Origin of the sequence: Amycolatopsis rhizosphaerae (genome assembly GCF_007713715.1) — a bacterium.
GTDB lineage: Bacteria > Actinomycetota > Actinomycetes > Mycobacteriales > Pseudonocardiaceae > Amycolatopsis_E > Amycolatopsis_E rhizosphaerae.
The window spans coordinates 1-19,619 of the sequence record NZ_VJWX01000083.1 but is presented as its reverse complement, the minus strand read 5'-3'; the positions used below and the strand labels follow the sequence as shown (position 1 = coordinate 19,619).

At 70.1% G+C, this 19,619-nt stretch carries 16 protein-coding genes; 5 read left to right on the top strand and 11 right to left on the bottom strand.

Annotated elements, in window-relative coordinates:
* The 4 genes from FNH05_RS11360 to FNH05_RS11345 all read left to right on the top strand — a co-directional run.
* Window positions 1-3,779: non-ribosomal peptide synthetase family protein (locus tag FNH05_RS11360; protein WP_144587314.1), on the top strand; the 3,779-nt coding region annotated here is incomplete at its 5' end.
* 26 nt (window positions 3,780-3,805) lie between these two features.
* Entirely contained in the window at window positions 3,806-4,006 is a 201-nt protein-coding gene (locus tag FNH05_RS11355; protein ID WP_144587313.1) for a hypothetical protein, read from the top strand.
* Window positions 4,007-4,136: 130 nt separating this feature from the next.
* Window positions 4,137-4,658 (top strand): DoxX family protein, encoded by a 522-nt coding sequence (locus FNH05_RS11350; RefSeq protein WP_144587312.1) that lies wholly within the window; start codon window positions 4,137-4,139, stop codon window positions 4,656-4,658.
* Window positions 4,659-4,742: 84 nt separating this feature from the next.
* Complete coding sequence (locus FNH05_RS11345; protein WP_144587311.1) at window positions 4,743-5,240, top strand: flavin reductase family protein; 498 nt, start codon at window positions 4,743-4,745, stop codon at window positions 5,238-5,240.
* A 55-nt stretch (window positions 5,241-5,295) separates the two neighbouring features.
* Here the strand turns inward: FNH05_RS11345 and FNH05_RS11340 are convergent, their stop codons facing one another.
* From FNH05_RS11340 to FNH05_RS11295, 11 genes are all read right to left on the bottom strand, one after another.
* Entirely contained in the window at window positions 5,296-5,874 is a 579-nt protein-coding gene (locus FNH05_RS11340) for a Rho termination factor N-terminal domain-containing protein (protein WP_144587310.1), read from the bottom strand.
* Between the two features lie 66 nt (window positions 5,875-5,940).
* Window positions 5,941-6,711, bottom strand: a complete 771-nt coding sequence (locus tag FNH05_RS11335) for a calcium:cation antiporter (protein ID WP_342781546.1) — start codon at window positions 6,709-6,711, stop codon at window positions 5,941-5,943.
* A 6-nt stretch (window positions 6,712-6,717) separates the two neighbouring features.
* On the bottom strand, window positions 6,718-7,053 hold the full coding sequence (locus FNH05_RS38815) for a hypothetical protein (RefSeq protein WP_222426580.1): 336 nt from the start codon (window positions 7,051-7,053) through the stop codon (window positions 6,718-6,720).
* Window positions 7,054-7,064: 11 nt separating this feature from the next.
* Window positions 7,065-8,234 (bottom strand): Cmx/CmrA family chloramphenicol efflux MFS transporter, encoded by a 1,170-nt coding sequence (locus FNH05_RS11330; RefSeq protein WP_144587309.1) that lies wholly within the window; start codon window positions 8,232-8,234, stop codon window positions 7,065-7,067.
* A gap of 249 nt (window positions 8,235-8,483) precedes the next feature.
* A complete protein-coding gene (locus FNH05_RS11325; protein WP_246127663.1) occupies window positions 8,484-9,656 on the bottom strand; it encodes an HNH endonuclease signature motif containing protein in 1,173 nt (390 codons plus the stop codon).
* Between the two features lie 304 nt (window positions 9,657-9,960).
* On the bottom strand, window positions 9,961-10,836 hold the full coding sequence (locus tag FNH05_RS11320) for an LLM class F420-dependent oxidoreductase (RefSeq protein WP_144587308.1): 876 nt from the start codon (window positions 10,834-10,836) through the stop codon (window positions 9,961-9,963).
* Window positions 10,837-11,001: 165 nt separating this feature from the next.
* Window positions 11,002-13,479, bottom strand: a complete 2,478-nt coding sequence (locus FNH05_RS11315; RefSeq protein WP_144587307.1) for a LamG-like jellyroll fold domain-containing protein — start codon at window positions 13,477-13,479, stop codon at window positions 11,002-11,004.
* Between the two features lie 50 nt (window positions 13,480-13,529).
* Entirely contained in the window at window positions 13,530-14,540 is a 1,011-nt protein-coding gene (locus tag FNH05_RS11310; RefSeq protein WP_144587306.1) for an ABC transporter permease, read from the bottom strand.
* Window positions 14,537-15,496, bottom strand: coding sequence for an ABC transporter permease (locus tag FNH05_RS11305; protein ID WP_144587305.1), 960 nt, complete (start codon window positions 15,494-15,496; stop codon window positions 14,537-14,539). The genes FNH05_RS11310 and FNH05_RS11305 overlap by 4 nt, the downstream gene beginning before the upstream one ends.
* Window positions 15,468-17,069, bottom strand: a complete 1,602-nt coding sequence (locus FNH05_RS11300; RefSeq protein ID WP_144587304.1) for a sugar ABC transporter ATP-binding protein — start codon at window positions 17,067-17,069, stop codon at window positions 15,468-15,470. The genes FNH05_RS11305 and FNH05_RS11300 overlap by 29 nt, the downstream gene beginning before the upstream one ends.
* Window positions 17,069-18,157, bottom strand: a complete 1,089-nt coding sequence (locus FNH05_RS11295; RefSeq protein WP_144587316.1) for an ABC transporter substrate-binding protein — start codon at window positions 18,155-18,157, stop codon at window positions 17,069-17,071. The genes FNH05_RS11300 and FNH05_RS11295 overlap by 1 nt, the downstream gene beginning before the upstream one ends.
* Window positions 18,158-18,316: 159 nt before the next feature.
* On the opposite strand from FNH05_RS11295, the gene FNH05_RS11290 reads away from it, so the two are divergent.
* Window positions 18,317-19,318, top strand: coding sequence for a LacI family DNA-binding transcriptional regulator (locus FNH05_RS11290; RefSeq protein WP_144587315.1), 1,002 nt, complete (start codon window positions 18,317-18,319; stop codon window positions 19,316-19,318).
* Window positions 19,319-19,619 lie beyond the last annotated feature (301 nt).

Below are 19,619 nucleotides of genomic sequence, written 5' to 3'. Positions count from 1 at the left end.
GCACCGCCCTGCCCGACCTGCTCCGGCGCCAGGTACTGGCGCAGCCCGGCGCCCTGGCGCTCACCTGCGGTGAAACGCGCCTGAGCTACGCCGAACTCGAACGGTCCGCGCTCCGGCTCGGCGCCTTCCTGCGCGAGCGCGGCGTGACGACCGGCGAATGCGTCGGCCTCTACGTCGAACCGTCGCCGGAGACGATGACCGGTGTGTGGGGAATCCTCTCCGCCGGGGCCGCGTATCTGCCGCTTTCGCCCGACTATCCCGAAGAGCGCCTCCGGTACATGCTCGAAGACAGCGGCACCACCACCGTGGTCACCCAGCCCCATCTCACCGGCAGGCTGGCCGCGATCGCCGCGCCCGGGACGCGCATCGTGACGCCGGCCGACGCACAGGGGTGCGAACCGGCCGTGAGCGCGGCCCCGTCGGCGGAGGATCTCGCCTACGTCATCTACACCTCCGGCAGCACCGGCCGCCCCAAGGGCGTGATGATCGAGCACCGCAGCATCGTTTCGCAGCTGCGCTGGCTGCACACGGTGGGGCATCTGGGCACTGACACCGTGATCCTGCAGAAGACCCCGATGAGCTTCGACGCGGCGCAGTGGGAGATCCTCGCACCCGCCTTCGGCGCCCACGTCGTCATGGGTGCCCCCGGCATCTACCGGGACCCGGATGCTCTCGTCGAAGCCATCGCCCGCCACGGCGTCACCACGCTCCAGTGCGTACCGACGCTGCTGCAGGCGCTGCTGGACACCGAAAAGCTCGGCACCTGCACCACGCTGCGCCGTGTCTTCTCCGGTGGCGAAGCCCTTTCCCGCCCGCTGGCGCGGCAGTTCGTCACCGAGATGCCCCGGGCCTCGCTGATCAACCTCTACGGACCGACCGAGTGCACCATCAACGCCACCGCCTACCAGGTCGATCCCGAAGCCATCGAGGACGGTGCCGGGTCGATCCCGATCGGGGTACCGGTGGACAACACCCAGTGCTTCATCCTGGACGACGAGCTCTCGCCCGCGGACATCGGCGAGATCGGCGAGCTCTACATCGGCGGTACGCAACTGGCCCGGGGCTACCTCGGCCGGCCCGAGCAGACCGCGGAGCGCTTCGTCCGCTCGCCGTTCGTGCCCACCGACCGGCTCTACCGCACCGGGGACCTCGCCCACTGGAACCCGGACGGCAGCATCCAGTTCGCCGGCCGGGCGGACAACCAGGTCAAGCTGCGCGGCTACCGCGTCGAACTCGACGAAATCGGGCTGGCCATCGAGGAGCACACCTGGGTCAAGCGGGCGGCGGTGCTCGTCACCGGCGACACTCGCACCGGCTTCGACAACCTGGTGGCCTGCGTCGAACTGAACCCGAAGGAAGCGGCCCTGATGGACCAGGGCAGCCACGGCGCGCACCACCAGTCCAAGCAGAGCAAGCTCCAGGTCAAGGCGCAGCTGTCCAATCCGGGTGTCCGCGACGCCGCGCAGCTCGACGGGAAACCGGTGCTGCCGCTGCCGGGACGGCAGGAGACCGGGCGCCAGCGCCGCGAAACCTTCGCCCGCAAGACCTACCGGTTCTACGAGGGCGGCGAGGTCACTGTGGACGATCTGCGGGCCCTGCTCGGGCACCGGCCCGGGCGCGGGCGATCCCGCGCGCTGGAAGAGCTGACGTTCACCGGGCTCGGAGAGATCCTGCGCTGGTTCGGGCAGTTCCACAGCGAGCAGCGGCTGTTGCCGAAGTACGCCTACGCCTCCCCCGGCGCCCTTTACGCGACCCAGTTGTACCTCGAGGTCTCGGGCGTGGCGGGCCTCGCGCCGGGTATCTACTATTACCACCCGGTCGACCACGGCCTGGTGCGCATCGCGGAGCGGCAAGCGGGTCCGGGCGCGAAACTGTCGGTCCACTTCGCGGGCAGGCACTCGGCGATCGAACCGGTGTACAAGAACAACATCGTCGAGGTGCTGGAGTTCGAAGCCGGGCACATGCTCGGGGTGTTCGAGGAGATCCTGCCCGAGTACGGGCTCGAAATCGTTCCCCAGGGCCATTTCCCGTCCGAAAAGGACAGTCTGGAGATCGCCGCCGAGGACCACTACCTCGGCACGTTCGCGATCCGCCCCGGCACGGACGCCCCGCGCCACGACCCGGCGGAACTCTACGTGCAGGCCCACCCCGGCCGGGTGGCCGGACTGCCCGCGGGCCTGTACCGCTGGGCGGAAGGAGACTTCGTCCGCGTCGCGGACGAGGTCGTGCGGCGGCGGGACGTGATCGCCATCAACCAGCGCGTGTACGACCGGGCGAGCTTCGGCATCGCGGCGGTCGGCCGCGCCACCGAGCCCTGGCTGGACTACCTCTGCCTCGGCGCGAAACTGCACCACCTCCAGCGCAACGGCCTGGGGCTGGGTTTCATGTCCTCGGGCTACAGTTCCAAGACCGGTCATCCGCTGCCCGCCGCTCGGCGGCTCGACGCGATCCTCTCCGGCGCCGGGATCACCCCTGGCGCGTCGTACTTCTTCCTCGGCGGGCGGGTCAGCGACGAACAGATCCGCAGCGAGGGCATGCGCGAGGACGCGGTGCACATGCAGGGCCCGGCGGAGCTGATCCGCGACGACCTGGCGCGGCTGCTGCCCGACTACATGATCCCCAACCAGGTGCTGGTGCTCGACGAGCTTCCCCTGAGCGCGAACGGCAAGGTCGACCGCACCGCGCTGGCCGCCTCCCCCCTGGTGCGCTCGGCCCGCACGGACACTCCCCACGTCGCCCCGTCCACCGGAACCGAACGACGGCTCGCCGGGCTGTGGGGCGCCGCGCTGAAGTACGACCAGGTGTCCACAGAGGACGACTTCTTCGCCTCCGGCGGCAACTCCCTCATCGCGGTCATGCTGGTGAACCGGATCAACGAGGCCTTCGGCACACGGCTGCCACTGCAGGTGCTCTTCGAACACCCGAAGCTGGCCGATCTCGCGGACCGGATCGGGCGCGGGGCGGCGGAAGCCTCCTCACGGCTGGTGCCGCTGCACGGGGCGGGCGAGCCCGGGACGCCGGTGTTCTGCTGGCCCGGCCTCGGCGGCTACCCGATGAACCTGCGCGGGCTCGCCGCCGCCACCGCACTGGGCGGCCCGTTCTACGGCGTGCAGGCACGCGGCATCAACCCCGGGGAAGAGCCCTACGCCACGATCCGGGACATGGCCGCCGCCGACGTGGGCGAGATCCGGCGGATCCAGCCGTCCGGCCCCTACCGGCTGTGGGGCTACTCCTTCGGGGCCAGGGTCGCCTTCGAAGCCGCCTGGCAGCTGGAACAGCTGGGTGAGCGCGTCGAGCACCTCCTGCTGATCTGCCCTGGCAACCCGAAGGTCCACGGCACCGGTTCCGATCACGACCGGACGGCGTCCTTCGCCAACCCGGGGTACCTGACCATCCTGTTGTCCGTCTTCACCGGGACGATCGCCGGGCCGGAGGTGGCACGCTGCCTGGCCGAGGTGACCGACGAGGACACCTTCACCGCCTTCGTCCACGAGCACAACCCCGCGCTGGACGAGCAGATGATCCGGCGGATCACGCGAATCGTGGGCCAGACCTACGAGTTCGAATACAGCTTCCGTGAACTGGTGCGGCGGCGCCTGAACGCCCCGGTCACGATCTTCAAGGCCACCGGCGACGACTACTCGTTCATCGAAGGCAGGTCCGGCTACTCCGCCGCTCCCGCCGCGGTGGTCGAGCTGACCGGCGACCACTACGGCGTGCTCAAGGAGCACGGGGTGGGCGAACTCGCCGGCGCCATCCACACCCGGCTGCTGGGCTGACCTCACCGGAAAACCTGGAGACTCTCATGCCGGAAGAACCCCTGTTCCACGCGGCACCGGAAGACCGGCTGGACGCCGCGCTGCGCCAGGGCACGCACCGCGAACGCGTCCACGACCAGTTCGAGCTGTCGGCCTCCCCTTCGGTCCAGGGCAGCCCGCACCTGTTCCTGGCCGACGGGCGGAACCTGCGCAACCCCGGCATCCGATTCCGGTGGTCGGCGCCGTAGGGAAAGGGCTTTCCCGTCATCACCGGCCACCAGCCCGAAATCCGGCCCCGCATCGTGGACGCGGCCTTCGAAGCACTTCCCGCGTCCTGAGTTCCCGCCACCGCAATACCCATGAAGAAGAAGGAGAATCATGTCGACGGCCACCTCCGGCACGGCTACCCGCCCCGCCACCCGGACCGTTCCCAGCCCGCTCGATCTGGGCCTGCTGCTGGCCCGCGTCATCCCGTTCGGGGTGCTCGCCGTGTTCGGCGCGCAGAAGCTCTTCGGCGCGTTCGGGGGCAGCGGTCTGTCCGGCACCGAGGCCGCGTTCGCGCAGATGGGCTACCACCCCGCGCTGTTCTTCGCGGTCCTCGGCGGGGCCAGTGAGCTCATCGGCGGGCTGCTGCTGATGTTCGGGCTGCTCACCCCCCTCGGCGCCGCGATGGCGATGGGCGTGATGATCAACGCGTTCAGCGCGGTGTCGAGCGCGCCCCTGAGCACCTCGGGCTTCCCGATCGTGGTCGGCGGACTCGCGCTGGCCCTCGCCTTCACCGGTCCCGGCCGGTACTCGCTCGACGCCGGCCGCCCGTGGCAGCGCACGGGACTGGCCTGGGGCGGGCTGAGCGTCGCGCTCGCCGTGGTCACCGCCGTCGCCTCGCTGCTGGCATCCTGACCGGAAACAACCGGAAACGCCGGGCCGCCGGGGGAATCCGGCGGCCCGGCGCGTTTTCCCCTGGCGCGCGGGTACCTCCCGGTCATGCCCGACACCACCGAAGAGGACTTCAACACCCTGGCCGGGAGCCTGGACTACCCGATGTTCGTGGTCACCGCGACCGGTGACGCGGGCCCGGCGGGATGCCTGGTCGGCTTCGCCACGCAGTGCAGCATCGCCCCGCCCCGTTTCATGGTGTGGCTGTCGAAGAACAACCGCACCTACCGGATCGCCCGCGACGCGCCGGTTCTCGCCGTGCACGTGCTCGACCGGGACGCCGCCGCGCTGGCGGAACTGTTCGGCGGGCGGACCGGGCACGACACGGACAAGTTCGCGCAGTGCTCGTGGCGTCCCGGCCCGGCCGGGGTGCCGATGCTGGACGAGGTGGCCGCGCTGTTCGTCGGGCACGTCCTCGAACGGTACGACACCGGCGACCACGTGGGATTCCTGCTGCGCCCCACCTCGGTGCAACTGGGGCATCGGGGCGACGGGCTGTTGACGTTCCAGGACGTCCGCGATCTCGAACCGGGCCACCGAGCCTGACGCCAAGGCGCGGCCGGGCGTCCACTTCGGACGTCCGGCCGCGCGTCCGGTCCACCTAGGCGTCCTCGCGGTCCGGGTTCTCCAGGCGGAAGAAGTTGCTCTGCGTGCCGTCGGTGCGCTCCTCCTGGTAGATGAAGTTCAGGCCCCGCTGATCGAAGGTCTCGAACCACTCGTCCCAGTCGATGTGCCGCAGGTCCTTCCCGCCGTAGCCGGGAAAGTCGAACCGCAGCACCCCCGGCCTGCCGCCGTGCTCGGTGCCCGGCACCGTGGCGGGCTGCGCGTCCCGGCGCTCGGCCCACCCGCGGATGACGTCGTGGCTGGTGGTGACCAGGCTGCGGCCCTCGCGTTCGGGCTCCTCCTCCGGGGAGGAGATCTCCTGCGCGTACTTGACCGATTTCGTCTCCTTCGAGCCCGGCTGCGCGCCACCGCCGTGGCTGCCCTCGCTGCGCGGTGTGGGGGCTCCCTGCGTTTCCCGGCCACCCGCCTCGGCGAGGGCCTTCACCAGGTCACCCTTGTGCATGTGCGAGGTGCCGCTCAGCCCGAGCTCCCGTGCCCTGGCCCGGAGTTCGTCCACCTTCATGTCCTCGAGTTCGGACTCCGTGAGCGTCTGTTTCCCCTGCCGGGTCTTCGCCATGTCTGCCCTCCTTCCTGCGTCGTCCGGTACGGCATACCCGCTCGCCGCGCGTTCATAACCGCCGCCTCAGCCCCACCAGAAGGCGGTCGCGATGATGGCGTAGAGCGAAACCAGCGCCAGCCCCTCGAACCACGTGCCCTCGCCGTCGAGCACGACCAGCACGGTGATCACCACGGCGAGCACGAGCGCGGCGATCAGCAGCGGCGGCAGGACCAGGGTGAACGCCGCCGCGCCGAGCAGGGGTGCGACGAGCACCAGCACCGGTGCGAGGACCAGCGCGATCTGCAGTGGGCTCTGCAGGATCACCGACAGCGCGTATTCGGCCCGGCCCGCGGCCGCGAGCCGGATGCCCACCACGTTCTCCACCGCGTTGCCCGCGATCGCGACGATCACCAGTCCGGCGAAGGCCTGCGAGATGTGCAGCGAGTCCATCGCGGGCTGCAGCCCCTCGACGAACCAGTCCGAGACGAGTGCGGCACCGGCGCCGGCCACGGCCAGCACGCCGAGCCCGACCGGCAGCGGCCATTCCGGGGGCCGGGCCCTGGCCTGCTCCGCACCGGAGGGCTCCCGCAGGGCCGGGGTGGCCAGCGACAGCCCGAACAGCACGAGCAGGATCACCGAGACGATCCGGGAAAGCATCGCCTCGTGACCGAGCGCGGGGGTGTGCAGCAGTGCGGTGAGCGCGGGCACCAGCATCGCCGCGACCGACAGCACGAGCATCAGGCTCAGCATGCGTGCCGGTCCCGTGGCGAATTTCAGCGGCCCGCGGCGCAGAGCGCCGACCGTGAAGGCCAGCCCCAGCACGAGCAGCACGTTCGCCAGGATCGAGCCGACGATCGCCGCCTACACCACGCCGATCAGCCCGGCACGCAGCGCGAAAATCCCCACGAACAGCTCGGGAAGGTTACCGAGCGCGCTCTGCACGACTCCGGTCAGTGTCGCGCCGAGCCGGTCGCCCAGCGCCTCGACCCCGCGTCCCACCAGCCGCGCGAGCAGGGCCAGCGCCACCGCACTGAGCAGGAACACCACCACTTCGACGAGCCCGGCGGCTCGCACCGCGTACGCGGCGAGCACGGCGAGTACGCACAGTGCCAGCAGCCGGTGGTCCGCCCGCGTCAGCCGGGGACCGGTCTCGCTCCCGGTCCCCGGCGGTCCTTCGCGGGCCGCCCCGTCTCGCATCGAAGGGGGACCTACCCGTCCTGGGCGAGGCCAAACGGGGGCTCGCGCCGAAGCAGGAGCGTCAGGAACAGCGCGCCCGCGACGAGAAGGGCGCTGGCCCACACAGGCCCTCGCTGGGCCAGCCCGGTCCCCAGTGTCGCCGCGGCCAGGACCGGCCCCGCGGCGGCTCCGACGTTGAGCGCGGCCGTGGCGTACGAGCCCGCCATGGTGGGCGCCTCCGCGGCCTCGTAGAGCGCTCGGGTGATCAGCGTGCTGCCCACAGCGAAGGACAGCGCGCCCTGGGAGAAGGACAGCACCAGCAAGGCCCCTGGTTCGGCGGCGGCGAAGCCGAGGACGATCCAGCCCGTGAGCAGCAACGGTCCCCCCACCGCGAGCACGAGGCCGGGACGCCGGTCGGAAGCCCGGCCGGCGGCGGTGACACCGGCGAAGGATCCCAGGCCGAACAGCACCAGCACCACCGGTATCCACAGTGGACCGAGCAGGGCCACCCCGGTCACGATCGGCGCCAGGAATGTGAAGGTGCCGAAGGTGGCGGCGTTGACCAGCGCGCCGAGCAGCAGAACCAGGATCAGCCGCGGTCGCCGGAGCGCGCCCAGTTCCCGGCGCAGATCCGGGATTCCCGCCCCGGGCAGGCCCGCCGTGGCGGGAATCCCTTTCATCACACCGAAAACGCAGGGCAGGCACAGGAGCGCGACCACCCCGAACGTGGCACGCCAGTCGAGCAGCGTCCCCAGCAGCGCACCGGCCGGGACCCCGGCGATCACGGCGGCCGTGGTACCGCCCAGCAGGACCGCCAGTGCGCGGCCCTTGCGGTGCGCGGGAACGAGGTCGGCGGCGGCGGTGAGGGCGAGGGCGAGGAACCCGGCGTAGGCGAGCGCCGCGACCACCCGGGTGGTGAACAGCACGCTGAAGGTTCCGGTGCTCGCACCGACGGCGTGGGCGCCCAGGAACAGGACCAGGAAACCCACCAGGCCGGACCGCCGCGGCCACGGACGCGCGAGCGTCGCCATGAGCGGGGCGCCCACGATCATGCCGAGGGCGAAGGCAGGCACCAGCAGCCCCGCCGTGGCGATCGGGACGCCGAGGTCCGCGGCGATGTCCGGCAGCAGGCCGGCGAGCATGAACTCCGAAGTGCCCATGGCGAACACCGCCATGGCAAGCAGGAACAGCGAAAAAGGCATCGAACGACTCCGAGGTGAGGAGAGAACGGTTGAGACGTCTCGTCACCCCTCTCAGCGCCCCGCCACTCCCGTCGTCCACCAGGGCAGGTGGCAGACGGGGCCGGTGGTTACCGGCGGTTCGGTGATCCGGTGATTCGGTGGTTCGGGGGGCTGACGGGGTGACCGAAAGCCCCCACCCTGGATGCCTCTGGACTCGACACGCGCCCCACACTACCCACCCCGCGCCACGCCCGGCCACTCGCCGCGGACTCAGGCGGCGTTGGTGAGGGGTTCGGGTTCGCTGCGGTAGGTGCGACCGGCCGGGGAGGTGATCTCCAGCGTCCCGGTGGCGGTCATGTGGTGGTGCCAGCCGGGTTCGTCCTTGAGGCGATGGTCTCGGCGGCACAGCCCGCAAAGATTGGCGCTGTCGGTGCCGCCGCCCTGGGCCCAGGGCTCGACATGATCCAGGTCGCAGGCCTGGACCGGACGATGACACCCCGGCACCCGACACTCCCTGTCTCGCACCTGGACCAGTTCTTTGGTGGCGATGGGTGGCCGGTAGCGATGACGTCCCACCTCGATCGGTGTGCCGGTCATCGGATCGGTGATGACCCGCCGGATCGTCGCATTCGCGGCGATCTCCCGCGCCAGTTGGGCGGGAATCGGGCCGTGCCCGGCGAGCTCGGCAGGCTCGTTACGCAACCCGGTCCAGGTCAGGAAATCCAGATACACAAACACTTCCCCCCGCGGCCGCTCCACCTCACCAGCAACACCCAGACACAGATCGGAGAACACGTCCGCCCGAAGCTCGTCCAGGGTGCGCTCCTCTCCCCTGCTCCGCAGCCCCCGGGCGACACGATCCACCCGCCCATAGATCGTCGCGGCGATCTCCGCCGGAAGATAGGCGTACAGCGTCGCCATGCCCTCGTCCTCGTGGCACAACTGAACACTGCGGGACCGCTTGCGCTCCTCACACCGCCGCGTGTACCCGTCCGGATCGACCCGGGCGACAGTCCTGTTCACCAAGCGCCGCACCGACGTCGCATCCCGCGTGGTGATCTTCCCCGCCACCCGCGCATCGACCTCCCGCGCCTGCTCATCGGTCAGGACCGAGGTCTGATCGGCCACCTTCGACGCCCGATACGGATCCAGCACACCCCGCCTCATCACCTCAAACGTCGAAGGCAACCGTTGTGCCAAATCCCGGGCCAATGACACCTGCCCCTCCGCCTGGCGCGCACCATAATGCAATTCGAGAGCGACCTCCTTCGCCACCGAATCCGCATCCCCCAACGCCGCCACCGCGGCCAGTTTCACCGCCTGACACGCATTCGAACACGCCTCAGCCGCCACGATCAGCGACAACACCTCATCCCGCTCCAACGCGGCGATACGCTCGTACAGTTCCGGATCGGGCCCGGAAAACCCCCAGTTCTCGGTCACGTCACGATTCTATCGAGGACACACCGCCAACAGCATCACACGATCAGGGATACTTCGAACACGAATTCGAACATTCTTCACTGAGTTGCACTGGCCTGGTCTGGTCGGCATGAGGATGGGCGTGGAGTCCCCGGTAGAAGAACTCTCGACGTTCTGGCCGAGTAGGCACCAGACCTGCGTGAAACCCTGCGGCAGGCCAACGCCGAGGGCGCCAAGCACGTCGTCTTGGCACTCCGGCAATGGCCCGCGAGCCTGGCGGGCCGCGGCTGAAAAACCGCCACCGAGCCACCCTGCAGACGGAGCGCTACCCGAGTTCGGCGAGTTGCGGGACGGCCGGTGCCATTTCCTCGATCCAGGCCGCCGGAGTACGGGTGATCGGGGTGACCATCACGGCATGCACGCCGAGCTTGGCGTAGTCGGCCATGCCGCGGACGAACTCGTCCCGCTTGTCCGGGGTCGGCCGGGGGTTGTTGGGCGTGATGGTCTTGCGGATCTCGTCGTAGTCCCGGCCCACCTCGTCGCAGTGCCGCCGCAGCACGCCGAGTTTGTGCTCGACGTCCGCGGGCGAGGTGGCGAAGAGGTTGCACGCGTCGCCGTAGCGGGCGACCAGCCGCAGCGTCTTCTTCTCCCCGCCCCCGCCGATGAGCACCCTGGGCCGCCTGATCGGCTGCGGCGAGCACAGCGTCTCGGCCAACCGGTAGTGCTTGCCCTCAAACGGGCCGTTGTTTTCCGGATCCCACATCTGCGCGCAGATGCGCAGCGTCTCCTCCAGGCGCTCGAATCGTTCGGCCAGCGGGGGGTACGGCACGCCGAGCCCATGGTGCTCGCGCTCGTACCACGCGGCGCCGAGGCCGAGCACGGCCCGCCCACCGGACAGCACGTCGAGCGTGGTGACGATCTTGGCGAGCAGACCGGGGTGCCGGTAGGTCACCCCCGAGACGAGGAGGCTGAGGTCGATTTTGGAGGTGTGCGCGGCGAGGTAGCCGAGGGTGGTGTACCCCTCCAGCATGTTCGCCTCCGCGGGAAACCCGGTCGGCTCGATCTGGAAGTAGTGGTCCATGAACGACAACCAGGTCGCCCCGGACTCCTCCGCCGCGGCGCCGACCCTGGCGAGTTCACCGGCGATGGCGGCGGTACCGCCCTCGATGTCGAAAACGGGAATGTGGAAGCCGAGCTCCATGAAATGATTCCTCACGCGTGGCTGGTTCTTCTCGGCCACCGTAGCTGCTGGAGCGCGCTCCAGGTCAAGCCCGGGCCACCAGCCCGACCCGCCGAACGTGGGACACAACCGAAAACAAGCACAGCGGCAGGGCCGTGAGGGCATCCCTCACGGCCCTGCCGCGGCTCACCTGCCGCTGGAGTACAGAGTGGACACCTCGGCGTCGGACAGGGCCCGGTCGTAGAGGTGCACCTGGTCCACCGCGCCGTCGACGTAGTCGACCGGGTTGCCCCCGTACTGGCCGCGGCCGATCACGGTGTGCCCGGTCGCCGCCTCACCGAGGCACACGGACCTCGTCGCCGCCAACTGGCCGTCGACGTAGAGCTTCAGCGTGCCCGAAACCGCGTCACGGACGCCGACGAGGTGGTACCACCGGTTCGCCTCCGGCGCCGCCGGGGCCAGGGCCCTGGCACCCACGACGCTGAACGCCAGCCGGTGGTCGGCGCCCGAGTACTGCAGGTAGAACGCGCTGTGGTCCCCGCCGTCCTGGCTCACCACGGTCTGGAACCCGTCGCCGGGCGCGGTGAACTTCACCCAGGCCGCCACGCTGTAGCTGCCCTCGGTGTCGAGCAGGGCCGCACCGGTGTCGGCGAACTGGCCGGAACCGTTGGTGGCCAGCGCCGATCCGCTCTCCCCCGCCGTCCACGACGCACCGCCGACGAGCGTCGCGTCGTGGCCGCCGACGACGTCCTTGGCGACCGTGCCCGCGTTCTCGTCGAACGGATACGCGGCGATGCCGTCGATGCCCGGCGTGCCGGAAGCCACCACGGGCCCGGCGTGGGCCGCACCCGTGACGCCGTTGATCACGTCCAGGTTCGCCGCCCGTACCGCCGCGAAGTCCATCTTCTTCACCTGCCGGTCGTAGGTGAGGAACCCGTTGACCTCCTTTTCGACGTCGGTGGTCTGCGTGTAGACCCCGGCGGACACCCCGCACCGCTGCGCGACCAGCTTCAGCCGTTGCTGGAGTTCCGCGTAACGGCGGGTCAGCGTCGCGCTGTCCGGCTCCATCTCGTAGGCGAAACTGCCCGACGGGTCGAACTGGTGACCGTCCACTTTGAGCCCCAGCCCGCCGTACTCACCGTCGACCGCGGCCCGCGTTCCCGACTGCACGGGAGAGCCGGGGCCGGTGTAGGTGTGGTCGTCGTAGAGGTCGCCCCGGCCGCTGTCCGGTTCGGACCGGCAGCAGTTCACCCCCGACTCCGCGTCCACCAGCCTGCTCGGGTCCCAGGCTTTGACCTCGTCGGCGATCCGGCCGACCTCGTAGTCGCCCCAGCCCTCGTTGAACGGCACCCAGGTGACGATCGACGGGAAGCTGCGGTGCTGGTCGATCATCCGGTGCAGTTCGGACTCGAAGTTCACCCTGGCCGCCGGGCCGGGCTCGACGTCGTCCTTCATCGCGGGCATGTCCTGCCACACCATCAGGCCGAGCTTGTCCGCGTAGTAGTACCAGCGGTCGGGTTCGACCTTGATGTGCTTGCGCACCATGTTGAACCCGAGCGCCTTCTCCTGCTCGAGGTCGGACTTCAGCGCCGCGTCGGTGGGCGCGGTGTAGATGCCGTCGGGCCAGAACCCCTGGTCCAGCGGGCCGATCTGCATCACGAACTTCCCGTTGAGCAGCATCCGTTCCCGGCCGTCGGCGGTCCTGCCCACCCCGATCGAGCGCAGGCCGAAGTAGGACCCGGCCTCGTCCCCGCCGGAGAGCCGGACCTGGAGGTCGTACAGGAACGGGTCGTCCGGCGACCACAGGTGCGGATTGCGGATGCCCAGTTTCAGCGGCTGGTTCGCGTCCCCGCCGGCGTGGCCGACGACGGTGCCGTGGTCACGGGCGATGACTTCGACGTGCTGGCGGACGGGGCCGCCGACCTGGGCGGTCACCGTGACGGAACCGCTCGCGACGTCGGGCACGATGTCGAGCCGGTCGATGTGCGCGGGTGTGACCGGCTCCATCCACACGGTCTGCCAGATGCCCGAGGTGGGGGTGTAGAAGATGCCGTCACCGGGCGACCGCTGCTTGCCCAGGGGCTGCCCGCCCTGGTCGTTGGGATCGGTGACGCCGACGATCAGTTCCTGGTCCCGGCCGGTGGTCAGCGCGTCGGTGACGTCGACGGTGAACGAGTCGTAGCCACCGGTGTGGTGCGCGACGGTCCTGCCGTTGACGATGACCGTCGCCTCGTAGTCCACGGCCTGGAAGTGCAGGAGCAACCGCTGCCCCCGGCCGATCCGCCAGTCGCGGGGTACCTGGAAACCCCGCCGGTACCACATCTGCGTCTCGTGCCGCATGATCCCGGACAGCGCGGATTCCACCGGGTAGGGCACGAGGATGCGTTCGGGGAGAGCGCGGCCGACGGGCGCGGCATCCCCCGGCCCTGCCTTGGCGAATTCCCAGACACCGTTGAGGTTCTGCCATTTCTGCCGGGTCAGCTGTGGCCGCGGATACTCGGGCAGTGCGTTCGACGGCGAGACGTCGGCGGTCCAGGGCGTGCTCAGGGGCGGCGTGAGCCGATGCCATTGCGGGGTGTCCCCGGCGTGCGCGGCGGGGACCGCGAAGCCGAGGAGCGCGACGACGAAGGCGAACAGCATCGCCGTCCAGCGGGCACGGGACATGAATGACCTCCTCCACGTGATGCGGGCAAGGAAGGGCACCACGGGCGGGGTTACCCCCGGGTGCGGGCGAGCAGACGCTGGATCACCACCACGACGAGCAGGAAGGCCCCGCTCACCACGGTCTGGTAGTTGGCGTCGAGGGTGCCGATCTGGTTGATGACGTTCTGGATGAGGGTCCGCAGCAGGACGCCGACGAGCGTGCCTGCGATGGTTCCGGCACCGCCGACGAGCAGCGTCCCGCCGATGACGACCACCGAAATCGCGTCGAGTTCGGTGCCCACCCCGATCACGGTGACCCCGGAGCGCAGGTAGGCCGCGGTCAGCACGCCCGCGAAGGAGGCGAGGGCGGCGCTGAGCACGTACAGCTTGATCTTGGTGCGCGCCACGGGCAGTCCCATGAGCAGCGCGGACTGCTCGGCGCCACCGATCGCGAACACGGAATGCCCGAAGGCGGCGCGTCGCAACAGGACGGAGCCGAGTCCGAACAGGACGAGCGCGAGATACACCGGAACGCCGATGCCGAGCAGTTTCCCCTGTCCCAGCTGGAGAAACGGGGAGCCGCCCTCGACCCGGTAGGTGTCGGCCCCCTCGCCGGTGATGGCGAGCAGGAGGCCGCGGGCGAACAGCAGCGTCGCGAGCGTCACGATGAACGGGGCCATCCCGGTGCGCGCGATGAGCAGGCCGTTGACCAGGCCGATCAGTGAGCACACCGCGAGCGGCAGGACGATCGCCACGATCGTGCCGTACTGGCTGCCGTACGCGGCGAGCACCCCGCCGAGCGCGTACACCGAACCGACGGACAGGTCGATGCCGCCGGAGATGATCACGAAGGTCATGCCGAGCGCGATGATCGCGAGGAACGAACTCTGCAGCGCCAGATCGCGCAGGTTGTCGGCCGACCCGAAATGCGGGAAGGACAGCCAGGCGACGACGGCGCCGAGCACGAGCACCACGGCGGCGCCCTGCCGCTGCAGCAGTCCGGCGACAGTGGTGTTGCGGGTGGCGTTACGGGTGGTGTTGCGGGTGGTGTTGGGGCCCGTCGGTGCGGCGGTGGCGGTCATCGGCCGCTCCGTTCGCGGGCGAGGTAGACCGCGACGACGATGATGGCCGCCTGAGCCATCTGCGCCGCCGAGTCCGGGAGATCGTGCTTGATGAGCGTGGCGTGCACCAGTTGCATGAGCAGGGCGCCGAAGACGGTGCCGAGCACCCGGACCCGTCCGCCGGTCAGGGGGGTGCCGCCGACGACGACGGCGGTGATCGCGGACAGCTCCATCAGCTGCCCGAGGTCACTGGGGTCGCCCGCGCCCAGCCGCGCGGTCGCCAGCACCCCGGCGACGGCGGCCAGCCCGCCGGAAAGCGCGTACACAGTGAGCAGCACGCGCCGGACCGGGAGCCCGGCGAGGGCGCTGGCCGCCCGGTTGCCGCCGATCGCGACCAGCCTGCGGCCGAAAGCCGTGCGCTGCACCAGAAGTCCGGCCAGCACGGCCAGCACGCCCGCGACGAGCACCATGACGGGGACGCCGAGGACGTCCCCGGTGCCCAGCGCCAGGAACGCGGGATTGTGCAGCCCGACCAGCTGCCCGTGGGCGAGGACCAGTGCCAGCCCGCGCCCGCCGACGAGCAGGGCGAGCGTGGCGATGATCGGCTGGATGCCCAGGAAGGCGACCAGGAAACCACTGAACAGTCCGGAAAGGACACCGGCGGCGAGTGCGGCGGCGATCGCCGCCGCCGGTCCGGCGCCGAGGTAGAGCGGGACGAGGGCGGCCGTCAGCGCCATCACCGACCCGACCGACAGGTCGATGCCCTCGGTACCGATGACCAGCGCCATCCCGAGCGCGACGATGCACACGGGCGCCGCCTGCACCAGCTGGGTGCGGAAGTTGGCTGCGGACAGGAAGTTCGCCGTGAACAGGGCGTTGAACAGCAGCAGCACGCCCACGGCGAGGTAGACGCCGTACCGCTGAAGCCAGGCCGTGACCCGGACGCGGTCAGGTGCGGTGAACGTGGCCGTGGCCATCGTGTCCCCCTCCCGCGGATTCGGCCGCGATGGCGGCCAGGACGTTCTCCTCGGTGATCGCCTCCCCGGTCAGCTCCCCCGCCACCGCACCGTCGGCGAGCACGACCACCCGGTCCGCGCCGTCGATCAGCTCCTCCAGTTCCGACGAGATCAGCAGCACGCCGAGTCCTTCCTCGGCGAGTTCGCCGATCAGGGCCTGGACCTCGGCCTTGGCGCCGACGTCGATCCCGCGCGTCGGCTCGTCCAGCAGCAGGACCTTCGGCCCGGTGGCCAGCCACCGCGCGAGCAGGACCTTCTGCTGGTTGCCGCCGGAGAGTTCGGCGGCCTTCTGTTCCGGGCTCGCGGCCTTGATCCGCAGCCGGTCCATGAAGATCCGCACGATCCTGTCCTGGCGGGACCTGCTGACCAGCCCGAACCGGGAGAGCCGCGGCAGTGCGGCCAGGACGATGTTCTCCCGGACCGACAGGTGCGGGATGATCCCGTCGGCCTTGCGGTCTTCGGCCAGCAGTCCGATTCCGGCGCGCACGGCCGCCGCCACCCGGCCGCGCTTCACCGGTCTCCCGGCGAGCAGCACCGTCCCGTCTTCCAGCGGGAAGGCCCCGATGATCGCCCGTGCCGTCTCGCTCCGGCCCGAGCCGAGCAGTCCCGCCAGTCCCACCACCTCGCCGGGCCGGATGCTCAGCGAGACACCGCGCAGCCTGCGCATCCCGGTCAGGTTTTCGGCCCGCAGCAACGGTTCCCCGCCGACCTCGTGCGCCTTTCCGTCACCGGTGCCCCCTTCCTCGCGAATCCGGCGGAGCTCCCGGCCCAGCATGAGCGAGACCAGTTCGATCCGCGGCAGGCCGGGCAGCGGTCCACTGTGGACGACGCGGCCGTCGCGCAGCACGGTCACGCTGTCGCACAACCGGTAGAGCTCGTCCATGCGGTGGCTGACGTACACCACGGCGATGCCCCGGCGGTGCAGCCGGTCCAGTACCTCGAACAGTTTCTCCGCTTCGCGCGGTTCCAGTGACGAGGTCGGCTCGTCCATGATGACGACCCTGGCGTCGGTGGAGACGGCACGGGCCAGCGCCACCATCTGCTGCGCGCCGACACCCAGCGAGTGCAGCGGACGGCGGACGTCGCCGGTGATGCCGAAGCCGGCGAGCAGTCCGGCGGCCGCGGCCTGCATCGCCTTCCGGTCCACGAGACCGGTCCTCGTCCGGGGTTCACGCCCGAGGAAGACGTTCGCGGCGATGCTCATCAACGGAACGAGGTTGACCTCCTGGTAGATGGTCGAGATCCCGGCGCGCTGGGCCTCGTCCGGCCGCCGGAAGGCGACCGGCTCGCCGAGATAGCGGATTTCGCCCTCGTCCGGGCGGTGCACCCCGGTGAGCACCTTGATCAAAGTGGACTTCCCGGCCCCGTTCTCCCCCACCAGCGCGTGCACTTCGCCGGGCCGGAGCGTGAAGGCGACGTCGTCGAGCGCGAGTGTTCCCGGGAACCTCTTGGTGACGCCGCGGACTTCGAGGACCGGTCTCGTCGTCATCGCGGGCCCTTCGGAGGCGGGACCGGTGTCGGTGGCGGCGGTCATCAGTACGCGTTCCCGGCCTTCTGCGCCGCATTGGTCTCGTCGTAGGAATCGTCACTGATCACGATGCTCGCGGGAACCGGCCGGCCGTCGGCGAACTGCTGCAGCGTCTGGAAGGCGAGCCGCCCGAAACGCGGGTTCGACTCGATGACGGCGTTGTAGCTGCCGTCCGCGATGAGCTGGACCGCGTTGCGCGTACCGTCGATCGAGACGATCTTGACGTCCTTGCCCGGGGTCTTGCCCGCGGTGCGCAGCGCGTTGACCGCGCCGACGCCCATTTCGTCGTTCTCCGCATAGACCGCGGTGAGATCGGGATGGCTCTGGATGAGCTGTTCCATCACGGCCTGCCCCTTGGACCGGTCGAACTCGCCGGTCTGCTCGGCGACCACGCTCAGTCCCGGCGTTTTCGCCAGTTCTTCCTTGAAACCCTGGGTCCGGTCGGTGGTGACGTTGTTGCCCGAGGAGCCGAGCAGGATCGCGACCTTGCCGGTCCCGCCGCTGACCCGGGCGAGCTCGGCGGCGGCCCGCCTGCCCTGCTGGACGAAGTCGGAGCCGATGAAGGTCAGGTAGTCGGTACACGGCTGCGAAGTGACCTTGCGGTCGATCGTGACCACGGGGACCTTCTTCGCCTTCGCCGCATCGAGTGCGGGCTGCAGGCCGTCGGAGTTCAGCGGCGCGACGATGAGCAGCTGGGCACCGCGGTCCAGCAGCGACTTGATGTCGCCGATCTGCTTGTTGAGATCGCTCTGGGCGTTGGTGACCAGCAGATGGTCCGCCGGGATGCCGAGCGCCGCGGCCTCGTCGCGGATCGACTGCGTCTCGGCGATCCGGAACGGGTTCGCCTCCTTTTCGGACTGGGAGAAACCGATGATCGCGGTCTTCGGATCGATCTTCGGATAACCGGTCCTGCTGAGCGTGCAGGCGTCGCCTGCGGGGGCGGCGGAAGCCACGGAAGCCGCCGAGGCGGCCGGGCCGCCGCCTCCGGTGGACGGGGTGGCGGACTGCTCGCGGCTGGTGCACGCGGCGAGCAGGAGTACGGACGAGGCCGCGGCGATCAGCGCGGCGCGGGGACCGGGACGACGAACGGACAGGGGCACGACTACTCCTCGGGGCAGCGACGTCGATGACCCACTCACCGGAGTGACTCAGGTCACTTCGGAAGCTGAAACCAGTTTTACATCGTTGGAACAACGTTGTAAAGCCGCCGGTCGAAGGTACGATCTGAGCAGTTCGAGGTGAAGGGACCGCTCGTGGCCGTGACCCTGAAAGACGTCGCGAGGCTCGCCGGGGTGTCGGTGAAGACCGTGTCCAACGTGGTGAACGGCTACGCCTTCGTCAAGCCGGAGAACCGCAGGCGCGTGGAGGAGGCGCTCGCCACCACCGGCTACCGCCCGAACCTCGGCGCCCGCAACCTGCGCCGCGGCCGTACCGGCTTCCTGGCGCTGATGGTGCCCGAACTGAACATCCCGTACTTCGGCGAACTGGCCGGACTGGTCCTCACCGCGGCGCAGAAGCGCGGCTGGGCCGTCCTCATCGAACAGACACAAGGGACACGCGACCGGGAGCGCGACACCCTGGCCTCGCTCGGCCCGCATCTGGTGGACGGGGCGCTGGTGCATCCGGAGGCACTGGAGGCGGCGGACTTCCCCGACCCGTCCGGCGGGATCCCGCTGGTGATGCTGGGCGAGCACGCGGTCGACGTGCCGATCGACCGCGTGGCCATCGACAACGTGCTCGCCGCGCGGACCGCCGTGCGCCATCTGGCCGGACTCGGCCGCCGCCGCATCGCGGCGATCGGCCTCAACGCGGCGCGCGGCACCAGCGACCAGCGGATGGCCGGGTACCGGGCGGCGCTCGCCGAGCGCGGTCTGTCCTATGAGGACGAGCTGGTCGCCCCGGCGGAGAAGTACCACCGGGCCGACGGCGCGGCCGCGATGCGGGCCCTGCTGGCCCTGCCCACGCCGCCGGACGCGGTGTTCTGCTTCAACGACCTCCTCGCGATCGGCGCGCTGCGGGCGGCCACCGAATGCGGCCTGCGGATTCCGGAGGACGTCGCGATCGCCGGGTTCGACAACAACGAGGAAAGCGCGTTCTGCACCCCGACGCTCACCACCATCGCCCCGGACAAGACCGCGCTGGCCGAAGCCGCCATCGACCTCGTCTGCCGCCGGATCGCCGGCGAGGCTTCGGCGCCCGGGCAGTACATCCAGACCCCGTTCGCCCTGAAGGTCCGCGAAAGCACCGGCGGCTGAGGCCGGGTTCGAGACCGCGATGTCCGATTTTCACCGGGTGAAAAGCCTACCCGGTGGCCCCATTCGCGGCAATGGTTCAGACCTGGTACAGAACACCACGAACCGAAACCTCGAACCGGGCGGGCAACGGGCGCGCCGTTGGCTTGACCGGGAAACCACCGGCGCGGTTACCCTCGCCGAAGGCCGGTACCTTCCGGCCCATTACCACCGCTGTTCCGTTCCACGAAAAATCGGAGGTCACGGTGAAGTTCGTCCGACTGGTCAAGAGGATGCTGCCGCAGAGGAGCCTGAAGTCCTACGC